Source organism: Robinsoniella sp. RHS (genome assembly GCF_001029355.1).
GTDB classification, from domain to species: domain Bacteria; phylum Bacillota; class Clostridia; order Lachnospirales; family Lachnospiraceae; genus Robinsoniella; species Robinsoniella peoriensis.
The window spans coordinates 265196-282198 of sequence record NZ_JNGB01000003.1 but is presented as its reverse complement, the minus strand read 5'-3'; the positions used below and the strand labels follow the sequence as shown (position 1 = coordinate 282198).

At 41.7% G+C, this 17003-nt stretch carries 18 protein-coding genes and 1 pseudogene; 12 read left to right on the top strand and 7 right to left on the bottom strand.

Annotation, left to right across the window (positions count from 1 at the left end; translation table 11 throughout):
* Window positions 1-339, bottom strand: a pseudogene (locus RHS_RS03095) (transposase); the annotation flags it as partial.
* Between the two features lie 291 nt (window positions 340-630).
* Between RHS_RS03095 and RHS_RS03090 the strand changes: the two are divergent.
* From RHS_RS03090 to rpoZ, 4 genes are read left to right on the top strand one after another with little or no spacing between them, the layout of a single operon-like run.
* The gene (locus RHS_RS03090; RefSeq protein ID WP_027293886.1) at window positions 631-1509 is read left to right on the top strand and encodes a YicC/YloC family endoribonuclease; all 879 of its coding nucleotides are present in this window, start codon (window positions 631-633) and stop codon (window positions 1507-1509) included.
* Window positions 1510-1523: 14 nt separating this feature from the next.
* The gene (locus RHS_RS03085) at window positions 1524-1796 is read left to right on the top strand and encodes a DUF370 domain-containing protein (protein WP_027293887.1); all 273 of its coding nucleotides are present in this window, start codon (window positions 1524-1526) and stop codon (window positions 1794-1796) included.
* Window positions 1789-2415, top strand: a complete 627-nt coding sequence (gene gmk / locus RHS_RS03080; protein WP_044296802.1) for a guanylate kinase — start codon at window positions 1789-1791, stop codon at window positions 2413-2415. The genes RHS_RS03085 and gmk overlap by 8 nt, the downstream gene beginning before the upstream one ends.
* Window positions 2416-2450: 35 nt before the next feature.
* Window positions 2451-2726: a DNA-directed RNA polymerase subunit omega gene (gene rpoZ / locus RHS_RS03075; protein ID WP_047832262.1), complete on the top strand. Its 276-nt coding sequence runs from the start codon at window positions 2451-2453 to the stop codon at window positions 2724-2726.
* 142 nt (window positions 2727-2868) lie between these two features.
* On the opposite strand, the gene RHS_RS03070 is transcribed toward rpoZ, so the two are convergent.
* Both RHS_RS03070 and RHS_RS03065 read right to left on the bottom strand, forming a co-directional pair.
* Window positions 2869-4425, bottom strand: coding sequence for an ABC-F family ATP-binding cassette domain-containing protein (locus RHS_RS03070; RefSeq protein ID WP_027293890.1), 1557 nt, complete (start codon window positions 4423-4425; stop codon window positions 2869-2871).
* Window positions 4426-4547: 122 nt separating this feature from the next.
* Entirely contained in the window at window positions 4548-4736 is a 189-nt protein-coding gene (locus RHS_RS03065) for a hypothetical protein (RefSeq protein ID WP_027293891.1), read from the bottom strand.
* A 368-nt stretch (window positions 4737-5104) separates the two neighbouring features.
* Here RHS_RS03065 and rimO point away from each other — a divergent pair, with 368 nt between their 5' ends.
* The 5 genes from rimO to RHS_RS03040 all read left to right on the top strand — a co-directional run bounded on the left by rimO (window position 5105) and on the right by RHS_RS03040 (window position 11730).
* Window positions 5105-6442, top strand: a complete 1338-nt coding sequence (rimO, locus tag RHS_RS03060; protein WP_027293892.1) for a 30S ribosomal protein S12 methylthiotransferase RimO — start codon at window positions 5105-5107, stop codon at window positions 6440-6442.
* Complete coding sequence (pgsA, locus tag RHS_RS03055) at window positions 6426-6962, top strand: CDP-diacylglycerol--glycerol-3-phosphate 3-phosphatidyltransferase (RefSeq protein WP_027293893.1); 537 nt, start codon at window positions 6426-6428, stop codon at window positions 6960-6962. The genes rimO and pgsA overlap by 17 nt, the downstream gene beginning before the upstream one ends.
* A 21-nt stretch (window positions 6963-6983) precedes the next feature.
* Window positions 6984-8249, top strand: a complete 1266-nt coding sequence (locus tag RHS_RS03050; protein ID WP_027293894.1) for a competence/damage-inducible protein A — start codon at window positions 6984-6986, stop codon at window positions 8247-8249.
* Window positions 8250-8408: 159 nt separating this feature from the next.
* Entirely contained in the window at window positions 8409-10934 is a 2526-nt protein-coding gene (locus RHS_RS03045; protein ID WP_027293895.1) for a glycyl radical protein, read from the top strand.
* 1 nt (window position 10935) lies between these two features.
* A complete protein-coding gene (locus RHS_RS03040) occupies window positions 10936-11730 on the top strand; it encodes a glycyl-radical enzyme activating protein (protein ID WP_047832261.1) in 795 nt (264 codons plus the stop codon).
* A gap of 164 nt (window positions 11731-11894) precedes the next feature.
* On the opposite strand, the gene RHS_RS03035 is transcribed toward RHS_RS03040, so the two are convergent.
* Both RHS_RS03035 and RHS_RS03030 read right to left on the bottom strand, forming a co-directional pair.
* The gene (locus RHS_RS03035; protein ID WP_027293897.1) at window positions 11895-12170 is read right to left on the bottom strand and encodes a hypothetical protein; all 276 of its coding nucleotides are present in this window, start codon (window positions 12168-12170) and stop codon (window positions 11895-11897) included.
* A gap of 7 nt (window positions 12171-12177) precedes the next feature.
* Window positions 12178-12651 carry a hypothetical protein gene (locus tag RHS_RS03030; RefSeq protein ID WP_027293898.1) on the bottom strand — a complete coding sequence of 158 codons (474 nt, stop codon included), beginning with the start codon at window positions 12649-12651 and terminating at the stop codon, window positions 12178-12180.
* Between the two features lie 111 nt (window positions 12652-12762).
* Here RHS_RS03030 and RHS_RS29980 point away from each other — a divergent pair, with 111 nt between their 5' ends.
* Window positions 12763-12912, top strand: coding sequence for a hypothetical protein (locus RHS_RS29980; protein WP_176731078.1), 150 nt, complete (start codon window positions 12763-12765; stop codon window positions 12910-12912).
* A 127-nt stretch (window positions 12913-13039) separates the two neighbouring features.
* On the opposite strand, the gene RHS_RS03025 is transcribed toward RHS_RS29980, so the two are convergent.
* On the bottom strand, window positions 13040-13294 hold the full coding sequence (locus RHS_RS03025; protein ID WP_377146108.1) for a chorion class high-cysteine HCB protein 13: 255 nt from the start codon (window positions 13292-13294) through the stop codon (window positions 13040-13042).
* Window positions 13295-13379: 85 nt separating this feature from the next.
* Window positions 13380-15077: a S8 family serine peptidase gene (locus tag RHS_RS03020; protein WP_047832259.1), complete on the bottom strand. Its 1698-nt coding sequence runs from the start codon at window positions 15075-15077 to the stop codon at window positions 13380-13382.
* Between the two features lie 118 nt (window positions 15078-15195).
* Here RHS_RS03020 and RHS_RS03015 point away from each other — a divergent pair, with 118 nt between their 5' ends.
* Together RHS_RS03015 and RHS_RS03010 are read left to right on the top strand one after the other, a co-directional pair.
* Window positions 15196-15954, top strand: a complete 759-nt coding sequence (locus RHS_RS03015; protein ID WP_027293901.1) for a prolipoprotein diacylglyceryl transferase — start codon at window positions 15196-15198, stop codon at window positions 15952-15954.
* A gap of 47 nt (window positions 15955-16001) precedes the next feature.
* The gene (locus RHS_RS03010; protein ID WP_027293902.1) at window positions 16002-16901 is read left to right on the top strand and encodes a S8 family peptidase; all 900 of its coding nucleotides are present in this window, start codon (window positions 16002-16004) and stop codon (window positions 16899-16901) included.
* The last annotated feature ends 102 nt before the right edge of the window (window positions 16902-17003 follow it).

The following is a 17003-nucleotide window of genomic DNA, read 5'->3' as shown; positions in this document are numbered from 1 at the left end:
ATGAAAGAACTCCTTGAGATTCAATTCTTTCATGATGTCCTGAAGAAAGAAATACCCAATATTCAACCAGTTGGAAGCCGATGCTTCATCAGCAGAAGGTCTGACCCTTTCGTTAAAATCGGCAGTCAGATTGAAAGAGACTTTGCCAACGCGGTATTCCTCATTCATCTTTTTGATTTGTTCTCTCACATAGAGTTCAGGATCATCTGTGACCTTCAATAACTCGGAGTGTTTTCCAAAGTTTTTAATATTTCTGGTGGTTGTTTTCTTTCCATTACGGATTCCCTGCTGTGCATAATAAGTGGGATCCTTTAGTCGTTTATCAAAGTATATTTTCATAAATGCATCACCCCTGTAATTATTATACCATATAAATACAACACATACAACATAAAAATAGTAAAAATTTGACAAAAAAATAAGCCTGTATCAAGGCTTTAAGGTACTTTAGAGATATGGAAAGTGTCGAAGACCCGCACTATCTACATCTACAAAGCGTCCCTTCCTCAACAAAACCCCAATTTAACCAGTATAACAGGATTTTGCTGTTGACTACACATTTGATATGTTTTATAATGTTTTTAATGTGGCGGCATGTGCCACAAAACTAAAAAAAGAGAGCGAATGAAGATGATTAAGAGCATGACAGGCTTTGGCAGGTGCGAAAACCTCCAGGGCAGCAGAAAATTTACAGTAGAAATGAAGGCAGTGAATCATCGTTACTTCGACGTGAATATTAAGATGCCCAAGAAGCTGAGTTTTTTTGAGTCAGCGATCAGAGGAATGCTTAAGAATTATATTCAGCGGGGGAAAGTAGACGTTTTCATTACATATGAAGATTTTACCGAAGAAAACTTTTCGTTAAAATATAATGAAAATATTGCAGGGGAATACGTTCGTTATTACAAACAGATGGCGAAGACATTTGGTCTGGAAAATGATATCAGGACTTCAACTCTTGGCAGATGCCCGGAAGTATTTACAATGGAAGAATCCACAGCAGATGAAAAAGAAATCTGGGCAGTACTGGAGGCAGCTTTGGAAGGAGCCAGCAGACAGCTTGTGGAAGCCAGGTTAAAAGAAGGTGATGCATTAAAAGCAGATCTCTTTGAAAAACTGGACGGTATGCTGGCAGATGTAGCTTCTGTAGAAGAACGGTTTCCTCAGATTATGGCGTCTTACCGTGAAAAACTGACTGAGAAAGTAAAGGAACTGTTAGGGGATACCCAGATTGAAGAAGGACGGATCGCAGCAGAAGTAGTACTGTTTGCTGATAAAATCTGTACGGACGAAGAAACAGTCCGGTTAAGAAGTCATATTGAAAATATGAAATCCTGCCTGATGGAAGGTGGAAGTGTCGGCAGAAAGCTGGATTTCATAGCACAGGAAATGAATCGTGAAGCAAACACAATTTTATCTAAGGCAAATGACCTGGAGACTTCCAATACGGCTATTAATTTAAAGACTGAGATTGAGAAGGTACGGGAGCAGATTCAAAATATTGAATAAGGTGGGAAAATAATTTGGCCAGATTAATTAACATCGGCTTTGGTAATGTGGTGAATACCGGCAAAGTCATAGCAGTAGTAAGCCCTGAAGCAGCACCTATTAAGCGGATGGTACAAAATGCAAGGCAGACCGGTAAAGTGGTAGATGCGACACAGGGAAGAAAGACCAAATCCGTGATTGTAACCGTTGATGATTTTATTGTATTGTCAGCATTACAGCCAGATACAATTGCAAAAAGATTTTCACTCAATATAGAAGATAAGCCAAAGGATGAAGAAGATGAATAGAAAAGGAATATTAATTGTTTTATCTGGTTTTTCAGGAGCGGGGAAAGGCACTTTGGTCAAGGCTTTATCAGGCAAGTATGATAATTATGCCCTGTCCATCTCTGCTACAACAAGAAATCCCAGACCCGGTGAAGAAGATGGACGGGAATATTTTTTCAAAACAGTGGAAGAATTTAAAGAAATGATTGCAGATAATGCGTTAATTGAATATGCGCAGTATGTTCAGAATTATTATGGAACACCAAAAGCTTATGTAGAAGAGAAGCTGAACGAAGGGAAAGACGTAATTCTGGAAATTGAGATACAGGGAGCCCTTAAGGTAAAAGAGCAATTCCCGGATACACTGCTGTTATTTGTAACTCCGCCGAATGCACAAACATTAGAAGAGCGCCTGAACGGACGCGGGACAGAAACCGCGGATGTGATCAGGGACAGGTTGAGCCGTGCCAGCGAGGAAGCACAAGGCATGGAAAAGTACGATTACCTGGTAGTCAATGATAAGCTGGAAGATTGTGTGGAAGAAATGCACGGAATCATTCAAAGTGAACATTTCAAAGCATCAAGAAATAACGAATTCATAAATACCATAAAAAAAGAGTTAACGCGTTTTGCCAGATAATTTCAAGGCAAACCCATTTTGAAAGGAGAAAGCATATGTTACATCCATCTTACACAGATTTAATGAAAGTTGTAAACAGTGAAGTAGAAGAGGGGGATACACCGGTAGTAAACAGCCGTTATTCCATCGTGCTTGCTACAGCAAAGAGAGCAAGACAGTTGATCGGAGGAGCAGAAGCTCTAGTGTATGATAACGGTAAAAAACCCTTATCTGTAGCCGTAGAAGAGTTAAATAAAGGAAAGATCAAGATTCTCAGTGAAGATGAGACAATGGATGAAGAGTCAGACATTCAGGTACAGACAGAAGAATAAAATATTCCAGAATGAACCTGTATGTTCGATATAGAACAGATTGATTATAACCATAAAAATAAATAAGAGGATGTTTTGCTGTGGTGTCGGTAAAGACTTTGCAGCGAAACATCCTCTTTTAATTAATATATCTCATTAAATATTAAAAAATCTTAGTGGTCCATTGTGTACAATCCCAGACTTCCGTAACTACATCCTGGTAGAATTCCGGTTCATGACAGATTAGAAGTATACTGCCTTTATATTCCTTCAATGCCCGCTTTAGTTCTTCCTTTGCATCCACGTCCAGATGGTTAGTAGGCTCGTCCAGAAGCAGAATATTGGTTTCCCGGTTGATTAATTTACAAAGGCGTACTTTTGCCTGTTCACCACCGCTTAGAACACGTACCTGGCTTTCAATATGTTTGGTAGTCAGTCCGCATTTTGCAAGGGCACTGCGCACCTGGTACTGGGTCAGTGAAGGGTAGTCTTTCCAGATCTCTTCGATACAGGTAGTTGTATTCCCAGGAGCCATTTCCTGCTCAAAATAACCGATGTAAAGATAATCGCCAAGCTGGACAGAGCCTTCCAGAGAAGGAATCTGTCCCAGAATACTTTTTAACAGTGTGGTTTTACCAATACCGTTGGCACCGATAAGTGCTATTTTCTGTCCCCGTTCCATAGCCAGGTTCAGGGGCCTGGACAAGGGTTCATCGTATCCAATAACAAGATTCTCTGCCTCGAAAATGTATTTGCCAGCGGCCCGGGCTTCCTTAAAATGAAATTCAGGCTTTGGCTTTTCGGCTGCCAGCTCGATTTTATCCATTTTATCTAATTTTTTCTGACGGGACATCGCCATATTCCTTGTAGAAACTCTGGCTTTATTCCGGGCAACAAAATCTTCCAGATCACTGATTTCCTGCTGTTGGCGTTTATATGCAGATTCCAGCTGGGCCTTTTTCACTGCATAGACTTCCTGGAACTTGTCATAGTCGCCCACGTATCTGGAAAGTGCCTGGTTTTCCATATGATAGATCAGGTTAATGACACTGTTTAAGAAAGGAATATCATGTGATATTAAAATAAACGCATTTTCATAGTCATTCAGATAGCGTTTCAGCCATTCAATATGCTGCTCATCCAGGTAGTTGGTAGGCTCGTCAAGGAGGAGGATATCCGGTTTTTCCAACAACAGTTTACCCAACAGTACTTTTGTACGCTGCCCGCCGCTGAGTTCCGTTACATCTTTATCCAGGCCGATATCCTCAAGACCCAGGGCGCGGCCGATTTCTTCTACTTTAGAATCAATAATATAAAAATCATGCATGGTCAGAGTGTCCTGGATGGTGCCCAGTTCCTCCATCATCTGATTCAATTCTTCTTCCGATGCATCACCCATAGAATCACAGATGACGTTCATTCTTTCTTCCAGAGAAAACAGCTGTGCAAAAGCACCTTTTAACACATCACGGATGGTCAGCCCTTTTTCCAGAACCGCATGCTGGTCCAGATATCCGGCATGGACATTTTTAGCCCATTCCACCTTGCCTTCATCCGGCTGTAATTTTCCGGTTACAATATTTAAAAAAGTAGATTTTCCTTCGCCATTTGCTCCTATCAGTCCGATGTGCTCACCTTTTAGCAGACGGAAGGAAACATCATGGAAAATCGCTCTGTCACCAAAACCGTGACTTAAATGCTCAACGTTTAAAATGCTCATTGCTGTATTAGCTCCTTAGTAATTATAGTTATCGATTTGATTATACAGGAAAATTCAAGAAAAGCAAGTATCTGAACAAAAAAACGCACCCGGTTGCGGGTGCGAAGCCTATAAAATAATTCTCAACATTCAATTTTTATTGTCCAGGCATAACCATTTTTTGTCCAGACATTGTAGTCATTATTTTGGGAGTTATAAGCAATATGATCCAGCTCCGGACAGGAGTTAACATTAATAATGTTTACATATTCGTTTGGCTTCAATTTCCAGTTTTTATTGCGAAGATAAGAATCAATTTCATGACTATGCATTTCTGTTACCTCCTTTGGTTGTCATTTATATACATAATCATTGACTGTTTTCATAGTTTTAATCAGTGCCTCTCATGTATATCATTATTATATCAGCAAGTGCATCGGTAGGAAATGGTAAGATGTTAGAAACTATTGTAATAATTTTGGTTAATTTGTCGATTTCATGCAGAAGTCAGTAGATGTGAATGAGATTTTTCTGGGATAATATATAAAAAAGGACAATAAAAATTGGAACGGGTGAAATTGTGGTTTTGAGAACTTTGCACATTCTCAAGTATTTTATTGACCTTTTAAGACGAAAATAGTACAATAAACATCAAAGAGCAATTTTGCTTTTGGACGATACTAAAAATGAGGAGTAATTTATGAACGTATTATTTGTATCCCTGGGATGCGACAAGAATCTGGTGGATTCGGAAGTGATGCTGGGGCTGCTTGCTAAAAATGGATATGTCCTTACAGATGATGAGACACAGGCCGATATTATTGTAGTGAATACCTGTTGTTTTATCAATGATGCAAAGGAAGAGAGCATCCAGACGATTCTGGAGATGGCAGAGCACAGGAAAAATGGTAAATGCAAGGCATTGGTTGTGACAGGATGTCTGGCACAGCGGTACAAAAAAGAAATTGTGGATGAAATAGAAGAGGTTGATGCCGTACTTGGCACCACAACGTACGATGAAATCATCAAGGCGGTACAGACGGCGCTGAATGGGCAGCAGCTGTTAGAGTTCCATGATATTGATGCCCTTCCGGCAAAATCAGCAGGACGTGTATTAACTACTGGCGGACATTATGCCCATTTAAAAATAGCCGAAGGCTGTAATAAGCATTGTACTTACTGTATTATCCCGAAGATCCGTGGAAATTATAGAAGTGTTCCTATGGAACAGCTTATTGAAGAAGCAAAAGACCTGGCAGAACAGGGTGTTAAGGAATTGATTCTGGTTGCGCAGGAGACTACGCTCTATGGAAAGGATCTTTATGGGAAAAAGAGCCTTCATGTCTTATTAAAAGAGTTATGTAAAATTTCAGGAATCCGGTGGATTCGTATTCTCTATTGTTATCCGGAAGAAATTTATGATGAACTGATACAGGTTATGAAAGAAGAGAAGAAGGTATGCCATTATCTGGATCTTCCCATTCAGCATGCCAGTGATGATATTCTGAGGAAGATGGGAAGAAGAACGAATAAACAGCAGCTTAAGGCTATTGTGTCTAAACTGCGCAGCGAGATTCCGGATATTGCGCTTCGGACAACCTTGATTACGGGTTTTCCAGGCGAGACTCAGGAACAGCACGAAGAACTGATGGAATTTGCAGATGAGATGGAATTTGAGCGACTTGGGGTGTTCACCTATTCTCCTGAGGAGGATACTCCGGCAGCAGAGATGGATGGACAGATTGAAGAAGAGATCAAAGAAGACAGAAGAGATGAGCTGATGGAACTTCAGCAGGACATCGCTTTTGATAAAGCACAGCAGATGGTTGGACGCAGTGTAATTGCTATGGTGGAAGGTAAAGTAGCAGATGAAAATGCTTATGTAGCCCGTACTTATGCAGATGCACCTAATATAGACGGATATTTGTTTATTAATACAGGTGAGACACTTATGTCAGGGGACTTTGTCAGGGTAAAAATTACAGGTGCGCTGGAATATGATTTGATTGGAGAGATTGAAGATGAATTTGCCGAATAGTTTGACCATATTAAGAGTTATTTTAATCCCTTTTTTTGTGATTTTTATGAAATCTGATCTGGGCGGCGCAGGAAAATATATAGCGCTTGCTATTTATATTATCGCCAGCCTCACGGATAGCCTGGATGGATATCTGGCAAGAAAAAACCATCAGGTAACGAACTTTGGTAAATTTATGGACCCTCTTGCAGATAAGCTCCTGGTGTGCTCTGCAATGATATGCCTGGTTCAGATGAACCGTCTTGCCGACTGGATTGTTATAATTATTATCAGCCGTGAATTTATTATCAGCGGCTTCCGTCTGGTGGCATCGGATAATGGAATTGTAATTGCTGCTAGCTGGTGGGGAAAATCCAAAACCATTGCGCAGATGATCATGACAATTTTATTAATTGCAGACCTGGGTGGATTTTTTAATACATTAGAAAATTTATTCGTTTTATTGGCACTGGTTCTGACCATTATATCATTAATTGATTATATTGCGAAGAACATCAACGTATTAAGCATGCAAAAGTAAGATTACTTTGGAGGATGAAAAATGGTAGTAGAACTGATTTCCGTTGGGACGGAGATATTACTTGGGAACATTGTAAATACAAATGCAGCCTTTCTGGCAGAAAAATGTGCGCTGCTGGGATTATCTATGTATCATCAGACGGTAGTGGGAGACAATGAGGAACGTCTTGCAGATACCATTCAGACAGCGATGAACCGCTCTGACGTGGTTATCTTAAGCGGTGGACTTGGACCTACACAGGATGATCTGACAAAAGAGGTTGCAGCGAAAGTCCTGGACATGAAACTGGTAGAAGATAAACACAGCAAAGAACGGATACAGGAATATTTCAAGAACAGCCAGTTTAAGATCATAACCGACAACAACTGGAAACAGGCATTAATACCGGAAGGTGCAATTGTCATCGATAATAAAAACGGCACAGCACCGGGGCTTATTCTGGAAAAAGAAGGTAAATCCGTAATCCTGCTTCCTGGCCCGCCAAATGAAATGATTCCGATGTTTAACCACGATATATTCCCATACTTAAATAAACTGCAGCCGGAAATTATATGTTCTACGATGGTGAAGCTCTGCGGCTTAGGTGAAAGCTTTGTAGAGACAGAAATTGCAGACCTGATTGAAAAACAAACCAATCCTACCATTGCTACTTATGCTAAGACCGGAGAGGTGCATCTGCGTATCACAGCTAAGGCAGCCGATGAAAAAGAAGCAAAGAAATTAATTAAGCCTGTGGTAAAAGAGCTGCGCAGCCGTTTTGGCAACCATATTTATACTACAGAAGAACAGGATACTCTGGAAGAAACCATTATCCGTCTTCTGAAAGAAAAGGAACTGACCCTGACAACTGCTGAATCCTGTACAGGAGGACTTCTGGCTGCAAGGCTGACAAATGTACCGGGAGTATCGGATGTATTCAAGCAGGGGCTTGTAACCTACTGCAACCGTGCGAAGCGCAAGCTTTTGGAAGTAAAGAAAAATACGCTGAAAGAAAACGGTGCAGTGAGCGAAAAAACGGCGAAGGAAATGGCGAAAAACGGCGCATTCATTACCGGGGCAGATGTCTGTGTTTCTATCACAGGTATTGCAGGGCCTGGAGGGGCGACGGATGAGAAGCCGGTTGGACTGGTCTACATTGCCTGCTCATATAATAACCAGGTGACGGTAAGAGAGTTTCATTTTAAGGGAGAGCGTAATAAGGTAAGAGAAAGTTCGGTGGTAAATGCCCTGATCCTGTTACGGGAATGCATTATTGCAGATACAGAGAAATCAGCAAAGAAAGATTGATGTTGTATTTGTTGGATTTATGTTTTTTTGTGCAGGGTTTTATTGACTTGTTAGGACGAATAGCGTATAATAAACGTATAAAAAAGTCCTGCGTCTATGTGGAAGCGTAGGTGCAGGACTTTTGACTTTGCAAATCGGATACATAAAGGAGAAGTGAACGTGAAGAATTTTTATGATGGTGAAATAGAAAAGAGTTCCAGAATTCCGAAATTGATCGAAGACCTGTACGATCATATGCCGGTTATCGAGGCAGATCGTGCTGTCATTTTAACAGAGAGTTATAAAGAGACAGAAGGAGAGGCAGTGATTCTGAGGAGAGGAAAGGCATTCGCAAAGATCTGTCATGAACTTCCGATTACGATTCGTCCGGAAGAACTGATTGTGGGAAGTAACACAAAGACAGCCCGTGGATGTCAGGTATTCCCGGAATATTCCTTTTCCTGGCTGGAAGACGAATTTGATACGGTAGAACATAGAAGTGCAGATCCTTTCTATATTTCAGAAGATACAAAAGAAAAACTTCATGAAGTTTATTCATACTGGAAAGGAAAAACCACCAGTGAACTTGCAACTTCTTATATGACTGAAGAAACGCTGCTGGCAATGAGGCATAATATCTTTACGCCCGGCAATTATTTTTATAATGGTATCGGACATTTTACAGTAAAATATGAAGAAGTATTGACAATTGGTTATGAAGGCATTATTGCCAATGCAAAAGACGAATTAAAAAAATGCAAAGTAACGGATGGTGATTACCAGACTCGTTCTGCTTTTCTGGAATCTGTTATTATCAGTTGTACCGCTGCAATTCATTATGCCCAGCGTTATGCGCTCCTGGCGTTGGAAGAAGCTGCGGTATGTCAGGATAACCGCAGAAAATTAGAGTTATTGGAAATTGCCAGAATCTGTGCAAAGGTACCGGGTAAACCGGCGGAATCATTTTATGAGGCTTGTCAGTCATTCTGGTTTGTACAGATGCTGCTGCAGACAGAATCCTCGGGCCATTCCATTTCTCCGGGACGATTTGATCAGTATATGTATCCATATTATGAAGCGGATATGAAAGCCGGCAAGTTAACAAGAGAATCAGCACAGGAACTGATCGACTGCATCTGGGTTAAATTAAATGACCTGAATAAATGCAGGGATGCGGCAAGTGCGGAAGGTTTCGCGGGCTACAGTCTGTTCCAGAACCTGATTGTAGGCGGTCAGGACGAGGAAGGAAATGACGTAACCAATGAATTATCCTTTATGTGCATTGAGGCATCTATGCATGTATTTTTACCGGCACCGTCTCTTTCGGTTCGTGTCTGGAATAAGACGCCGGATGAACTGATGATTAAGGCGGCCAAACTTACCAGAACAGGTATCGGTCTTCCGGCTTATTACAATGATGAAGTTATCATACCGGCAATGGTAAGCAGGGGAGTAGCCCTTGCAGATGCCCGTACGTATAATATTATCGGCTGTGTGGAGCCCCAGGCTCACGGCAAAACCGATGGTTGGCATGACGCTGCATTTTTCAATATGTGCAGGCCCCTGGAGCTTGTGTTTACCGCCGGCATGGAAGACGGCGAACAAGTGGGACTGAAAACCAAAGACATCAGCGATATGCACAGTTTTGAGGAATTCTATGATGCCTATAAACAGCAGATGGAATACTTTATTGAATTAATGGTCAATGCGGATAATTCCATAGACGTGGCACATGCCCAGAGATGTCCGCTTCCTTATCAGTCAAGTATGATTGATGACTGTATTAAAAAAGGAAAGTCTTTACAGGAAGGCGGGGCAGTATACAACTTTACAGGTCCACAGGGCTTTGGAATCGCAAATGTTACGGATGCATTGTATGCAGTGAAAAAATTGGTATTTGAAGATAAAAAACTTACGCTGGCTGAATACAGGCAGGCTTTGGATGACAATTTTGGAAAAGGGCTGAGCCAGTCCAGAGTAGAAGCATTAACGATACAAATTGCAAAAGAACTGCAAAATGCCGGTCAGAAAGTCGGTGCTTCTGAAATCCGTGTAATCGCAGAAACTGTTAGACAGACCGGAACAGAACCTGCTAAAAAGCAGAAATATGACGCACTTTTATCCATGATCGATGAACTTCCAAAGTATGGTAATGATATCGAGAGCATCGACCTTTTTGCAAGAGATGTAGCCTATACCTATACGAAACCTCTTGAAAAATATAGAAATCCCCGTGGAGGGCAATATCAGGGCGGATTATACCCTGTTTCGGCAAATGTACCGCTCGGTGCCCAGACAGGCGCTACACCGGACGGAAGGCTTGCTCAGACACCAATTGCGGATGGAGTGGGGCCGGTAGCAGGAAAAGATATCAGCGGTCCTACAGCAACAGCCAATTCAGTTGCACGCCTGGATCATTTTATAGCATCCAACGGGACTTTGTTTAATCAGAAATTTCATCCTTCTGCACTGAGCGGTATGGCTGGACTTCAGAAATTCACTTCCCTGATCCGGGCATTTTTTGATCAGAAGGGAATGCATATGCAGTTTAATGTAGTAAGCCGCGAGACTCTGCTGGACGCACAGGCACATCCTGAAAATTATAAAAACCTGGTGGTAAGGGTTGCAGGGTACAGTGCCCTGTTCACAACGCTGTCCAGAGCGCTTCAGGATGACATTATTAACAGAACGATGCAGGGATTTTAATATGGAAAAAGAATTTTTAAAACAGACAGGCCGTATTTTTGATATTCAGAAATTTTCTATCCATGACGGACCAGGAATACGGACAATTGTATTCCTAAAGGGATGTGCCCTTCGCTGTAAGTGGTGCTGTAATCCGGAATCCCAGAGTTTCCAGATACAGACTATGATACAAAACGGCAAAGAGAAAGTAACAGGCAGGGATGTTACCGTAGAAGAGGTAATGGAAGAGGTCTTAAAAGACACTTATCATTATAAACGTTCCCAGGGAGGACTAACGCTGTCCGGAGGAGAGTCGCTGCTTCAGCCTGATTTTGCTTCAGCACTTTTTCAGGCAGCTCAGTATTACGGAATGAATACAGCGCTTGAATCAACCGGATTTGCTGAATTTGAGACGATTAAAGAAAAAATACTGCCATATCTGGATTTGTTTTTAATGGATATTAAACATATAAACAGTGCCAAACACAAGCTGTTTACCGGACAGCCCAATGAATTAATCCTTGAAAATGCCAGAAAAATCGCTGCCGAAGGTCAGAAAATGATTATCCGTGTTCCGGTAATCCCTACGTTTAACGATACTTCGGAGGAAATTCTGGGGATTGCCCAGTTTGCCAGAACCCTGCCGGGAATTGAACAGCTACACCTGCTGCCATATCATAGGCTGGGACAGGATAAATATGAGGGACTGGATCGTGATTATACCTTAAAACATCTGGTACCTCCTGATAATGAGCATATGGAGACTCTGGCACAGGTTGCCAGAACTACAGGATTATATGTACAAATCGGTGGATGAGAGAAGATAAACCACCAACACCAAATTAAAATTGACACTGCATAAGCCGGAAGCGGGAGGGAAACTTTATATTCCCTGCCCGCTTCTTTATGTTTCTATTTATCACCAAGACCGTAAAGCCTCCGTTTCCCGATAATCACAAAGCTTATGTCCCTGATAATGTGTTAATGCATCATCTTCATCATATTACGTAATTTTTCTATATTCTGGATTTCTTCTTTTGGTTTTCCCTGTTTCATGACTTCGATTATTAGATCTACTTCTTCAGGAGCAAAACTATTTCCCTGAGACTTTGTCCGTGATGCGGCCGCTAACAGAAATGGCAGCAGCTCTTTCGGCGATTTTCCGGAAGACTGATCTGCAAGTGCCATGAACATCTCCAATTTTGACTTATCAATATCTTTGAGTGCAGGGTTATTCATCCAATCATTACTATTCATAAAATCCTCACTTTCCTTCTGAATCAAACATTGTGTTATAGGTTTCAAACATCGATTGCTGCTCCGGAGAGAGCATGTTCATGACAAAATCCATAGGATTCTGACTTTGTCCTTCTCCGTCACCACCATTATCGCTCTGACTGAACATTTCTTTATAGGTTTCGAAAAGTTCCATGGTATTCAGGAGATTCAGGCATGTATCCAGCATTTCTCTTTGGGAACTGCTACAATATTTTCGCATGTCATTTAGCATATCTTTTGGAGAAAATGAAGTATTCTCCATCGAACACGCTTTCATAGGAGAATCGGAATCTTCATAAAATGTAAGGATGTTTCCCAGTTCCATGACCTTAATATATAACGCCAGAAATTTTTGATTCTTGAATTCTACATATGGTATGATGGCTTTTAACATCTGGAGTTGGTTTCCATTTGCGATCTGGTCGATGGCTGTTAAAGGCGGTGCAGCATATTCTTCCATATTTTCCTGCCAATGTGTTTTGAAAAAATATATGTGTAAAACCAGGGAAGTATGACAGATGGGGGCAAATTCTCATATATTATATGTATAGTTCATTAAGGAGGATACAAAATGTCGCGTCATATTGTTATAGATGGTAATGCATTTTACGAAGTAGATGATGAATGTATGAAAGGAAGAAAGGAAGAAGTGTTTAATAAAGTAAAGAAAGAAAAGGTTACGGCGGAAAAGAAAACAAACAAAGAAGATTCTGAAAAATAGTCCACTGATGATAACGGAGGTTTTAAGTATTGGAAAGTGTAAAATCTTGAAGCCTCCAGAATTTTTCTGTTTCGATTGCTGCAATATAAATAGAAAAAAGCCCCCATAAAGGGGGCTCTTGTGGAAATTAGCAAAGAGATCCACATCCGCCACAGCAGAGCAGTAATAAGATGATTAACATACAGGAGTTGTCGCCACCGCCACAACCGTTGCCGCATCCGCCACAACCGCCGCCGAATCCACCGTTTCCGCCACAGCAGAACAGAAGGATAATGATCCACAGGCAAGAACCGCCGCCGAATCCGCCGCCACATCCGTTGTTACATCCACAATTTCTTTCTTCACATCCACATCCACAATTTGTTGCTGCTAAATCACTCATTTATCTTCCTCCGATAATTTTGATTACACTTCATGATATGTCTGGAGGCTTGTTTGGGTTACAATATTTAAAAAATTTTTTTTATTTATCTTAGAATCTCAAAAATGCGGTATACATTCAGGGTGCCGTATCCCCATTCACGATTGGGATAGAGCAGGTTTTCCGAGCGTTCGGCACCACGGATCAGAAAATTTTTAACTTCCCGGGTACTGAGGACATGAGGCGTATATCTGGTCAGCCCCCAGTTGACCAATAGGGCAACCGACCCTGCAGCCAGTGCCGCGGCAAGGCTGGAACCTGTTCTTGGCATATAGCTTCCCGGTCCGTCGGGTCCATATACATTGACGCCGGGAGCGGCAATATCCGGCTTAATGGCTCCTGTGCGGGTATACCCGCGGCTGGAATTGATAAAGAGACTCTTATCATAGGCATTATAAGTACTGACGGTAATCACAGACTCCGCTGGGGAAGGGGAGGTCAGCGTGGTATCCGGATTTGGAGTTAAAAATACAGTTCCCGGTGGGATAAGCCCTGTAATTGGCAGCCACATATGGAAGATACCGTTTATGAAAATATTATTAATGACACTGATATTCCAAAGACCCGGTGTGGGGTTTTCAAATCGTATCAGTATTAATTGGCTGCCCGTTGTGAATTCTACAATTTCATAATCAATGTAGATGACTGTTTTCTCTAAGACCAGACGTTCTACCGTACTTTGCCCCAGTCTGGCAGGCACGGCGGGTATGGTTTCCCCCAAAGGAGAGGTGACAGATACGGAATAAAGCTCCGGAGCCTGGGCCCAAATTTCCAGAGAGAACCCCTTGGTATCCTTATCCACCAGAATTTCTGCTGATTGGTATTCGTTTTCAGCAGCAATTTTACCGTAGAAATGATGTCCCATTCCGGCTTCATTACCTGCAGCTACCACACAGTAGATGCCGGTGTAGTTGGAATAGTAGGACACGAAGCTGTCCAGGAAGGACGCACCGGAATGGTCTCCCTGATTGCTGCCAAGTCCAATGCAGATTACAAGGGGCAGGTTGTTGTCAATTGCAAGATTATAAAGATAGTAGACCGCCGTCATGATGTCGGATTCCTGAAATGCCAGCGCATCTTCAGCAACAAAGAAGAAATCCTTCAAATACTTCTTGGCAGGTTTTAATTTTACAACAGCAATGTCACTCATTGGGGCTGCTCCTACAAAATCCTGTTCCGGATCTTCACTCCCTGCGGCGACACCGGCTACAAAGGTACCATGTCCGTTTTCATCCGTTTCAGGAACGATGCTTAGGGGATTATCGGAAGCAAGTGCGGTGTTTAGATCATCTCTGGTATATATTTTTCCATAGAATAGCTCATCCGGCGGATCATCCGTTCGCTCTGTCTGATCCCAGATGCCGAGAATCCGGCTGGAACCATCAGATTTTCGGAAGGCATCCAATGTATAGTCGATTCCGGTATCGATAAAACCCAGCAGAATATTTTCACCCTTCAGATTCAAAATAGGCTGATTCTGTGTCCTTAAAATTCCGGAAACCTCCAGACTGGTGGTATCCAAAGTGGTATACAATTTCGGGATCGTGGTGTATCCTACAGTAGAGAGGATACTGCTGGGAAATAATGTCTTGTCTACGTGTAAAATTGCATAGCCCCCGCCCACGGTCTGAGACCCCAGTAAAGGAAAGTCCCTGGAAAGATTTTCTTCTGCCCCCTGATAGGAAACGACAAGATCATAAAAGTCGTTTGAGTATATTTTGTTTTGTAATTCGTTTTTGGGCATATGACCTCCAATTCTAATGTTTTTTAATAAGATATGGGAAAATAGTGATTCCTATGTTATACTAATAATATTGTGCATGGTTTAATATTTATACTGAAACAGAAAAGAGGTAGAACAAATGAGACCGGATTTATTTTCAATCGGACCAATCACCATTCACGGCTATGGTTTAATGATAGGTATTGGATTTTTAGCTGCGATACTGATCGGAATGAAACGGGCAGAGAAACACGGATTAGATAAGGATATCGTTTTTAATATGGGTTTGCTCTGCATTGTGGGCGGTATGCTGGGTGCTAAAATTTTATTTATTATTACAGAATGGAATAACATTATTCATTCCAGGAACCTGTGGTCAGACCTGGCTTACGGATTTGTTGTATATGGAGGCATTATCGGAGGAATTCTTATTCTTTATGTATACAGCAGGTTTAAAAAGCTGAACTTTTTACAATATATGGACCTGATTGTTCCGTCCGTTTCCATAGGTCAGGGATTTGGAAGAATCGGCTGTCTGCTGGCGGGCTGCTGTTATGGACGGGAGACAGATTGTCCTATTGGAATTGTATTTCATAACTCTGAATTTGCGCCAAACGGAGTTTCTCTGCTTCCAACCCAGATTTTTTCCAGCCTGGGAGATTTTGCGATTGCGGGATTTTTAATCTGGTATGCCGGAAAGCAAAAGAAAGATGGTAAAGTTATCAGTATGTATCTGATTCTCTATGGTGTGGGCAGATTTATTGTAGAAATCTTCCGAAATGATCCAAGAGGTAATGTAGGGATGCTGTCAACATCACAGTTTATTTCCATCTTTATGGTAGCATTCGGAGTAGGAATGATGTATTTTGTAACACATCGAAAAAAGAAAGAACAGTAGCCACCTTTTTATTTTTACGTATACTGGTAAAAAAGGGTTAGAGCGAAATGAATCGTGCCAGATTGTCAGTAAATGTAGAAAATGTTCATCGCAGAGGCATTTTAGGCCAGGGAATTGGTGTGGCGGTATTAGATACGGGGGCATATCCGCACCCGGATTTCAGAGATAGAATTTGTAGTTTTCGTGATTTCGTGGGAGGAAGAGCATCGATGTATGACGATTGTTCCCATGGAACCCACGTTATTGGGATCGTCGCTGGGAATGGAAAAATGTCCGGTGGCAGATACAGGGGGATTGCTCCTGCATGCCACGTAATGTCATTAAAGGTATTGGACCGCAAAGGCGGCGGAAATAGAAAAGATGTATTAAATGGAATTGACTGGGTAATCCAAAATAAAGAGTTATATAATATTCGAGTATTAAACATTTCCGTGGGAACAGAGCGGGAAGGGGATGACGCGGATTTTAAGCTGGTTGACAGCGTGGAGCGGGCATGGGATGCAGGACTGGTGGTGGTAGTTGCAGCCGGAAATATGGGTCCGGATCCAATGTCTATTACGGCACCCGGAAACAGTAAAAAAGTTATTACGGTGGGCTCTTCAGATGATTTTATGAAGGTGGGAAGCTATAACAATGAAAAACTGTATTATTCGGGCAGAGGCCCTACAAAAGAGTGCGTCTGTAAGCCGGATGTTGTAGCTCCCGGATCCAGAATCATATCCTGTAACAGCATTAATGTGAGTAGTAAAGGCTACTATTGCACAAAAAGCGGAACTTCCATGGCGACGCCTATCGTTTCCGGAGCAGTAGCGCTTCTTTTATCCAGGTCTCCTGGCATGACAAATGTAGAAGTGAAAATGAAGCTGAAAGAGACCTGTGATGATATAGGACGCCCACGCTACCAACAGGGCTGGGGGCAGATTAACATTGAGACGTTACTGAAATAATTTTTTAATAGTGTAAAAAAAGAGGGTGGCTGCGGCATTGTAAATGCTGTGGCCGTCTTTTTGTATATGTTTAGAGAAGATATTCCCCAAATTACATACCTT

Bases quoted from the DNA above. Each gene is read 5' to 3' on its own strand.
- RHS_RS03090 (WP_027293886.1), top strand. From the start codon at position 631: ATGATTAAGAGCATGACAGGCTTTGGCAGGTGCGAAAACCTCCAGGGC.
- gmk (WP_044296802.1), top strand. From the start codon at position 1,789: ATGAATAGAAAAGGAATATTAATTGTTTTATCTGGTTTTTCAGGAGCG.
- rpoZ (WP_047832262.1), top strand. From the start codon at position 2,451: ATGTTACATCCATCTTACACAGATTTAATGAAAGTTGTAAACAGTGAA.
- RHS_RS03070 (WP_027293890.1), bottom strand. From the start codon at position 4,425: ATGAGCATTTTAAACGTTGAGCATTTAAGTCACGGTTTTGGTGACAGA.
- RHS_RS03065 (WP_027293891.1), bottom strand. From the start codon at position 4,736: ATGCATAGTCATGAAATTGATTCTTATCTTCGCAATAAAAACTGGAAA.
- rimO (WP_027293892.1), top strand. From the start codon at position 5,105: ATGAACGTATTATTTGTATCCCTGGGATGCGACAAGAATCTGGTGGAT.
- pgsA (WP_027293893.1), top strand. From the start codon at position 6,426: ATGAATTTGCCGAATAGTTTGACCATATTAAGAGTTATTTTAATCCCT.
- RHS_RS03050 (WP_027293894.1), top strand. From the start codon at position 6,984: ATGGTAGTAGAACTGATTTCCGTTGGGACGGAGATATTACTTGGGAAC.
- RHS_RS03040 (WP_047832261.1), top strand. From the start codon at position 10,936: ATGGAAAAAGAATTTTTAAAACAGACAGGCCGTATTTTTGATATTCAG.
- RHS_RS03035 (WP_027293897.1), bottom strand. From the start codon at position 12,170: ATGAATAGTAATGATTGGATGAATAACCCTGCACTCAAAGATATTGAT.
- RHS_RS03030 (WP_027293898.1), bottom strand. From the start codon at position 12,651: ATGGAAGAATATGCTGCACCGCCTTTAACAGCCATCGACCAGATCGCA.
- RHS_RS29980 (WP_176731078.1), top strand. From the start codon at position 12,763: ATGTCGCGTCATATTGTTATAGATGGTAATGCATTTTACGAAGTAGAT.
- RHS_RS03025 (WP_377146108.1), bottom strand. From the start codon at position 13,294: ATGAGTGATTTAGCAGCAACAAATTGTGGATGTGGATGTGAAGAAAGA.
- RHS_RS03020 (WP_047832259.1), bottom strand. From the start codon at position 15,077: ATGCCCAAAAACGAATTACAAAACAAAATATACTCAAACGACTTTTAT.
- RHS_RS03015 (WP_027293901.1), top strand. From the start codon at position 15,196: ATGAGACCGGATTTATTTTCAATCGGACCAATCACCATTCACGGCTAT.
- RHS_RS03010 (WP_027293902.1), top strand. From the start codon at position 16,002: ATGAATCGTGCCAGATTGTCAGTAAATGTAGAAAATGTTCATCGCAGA.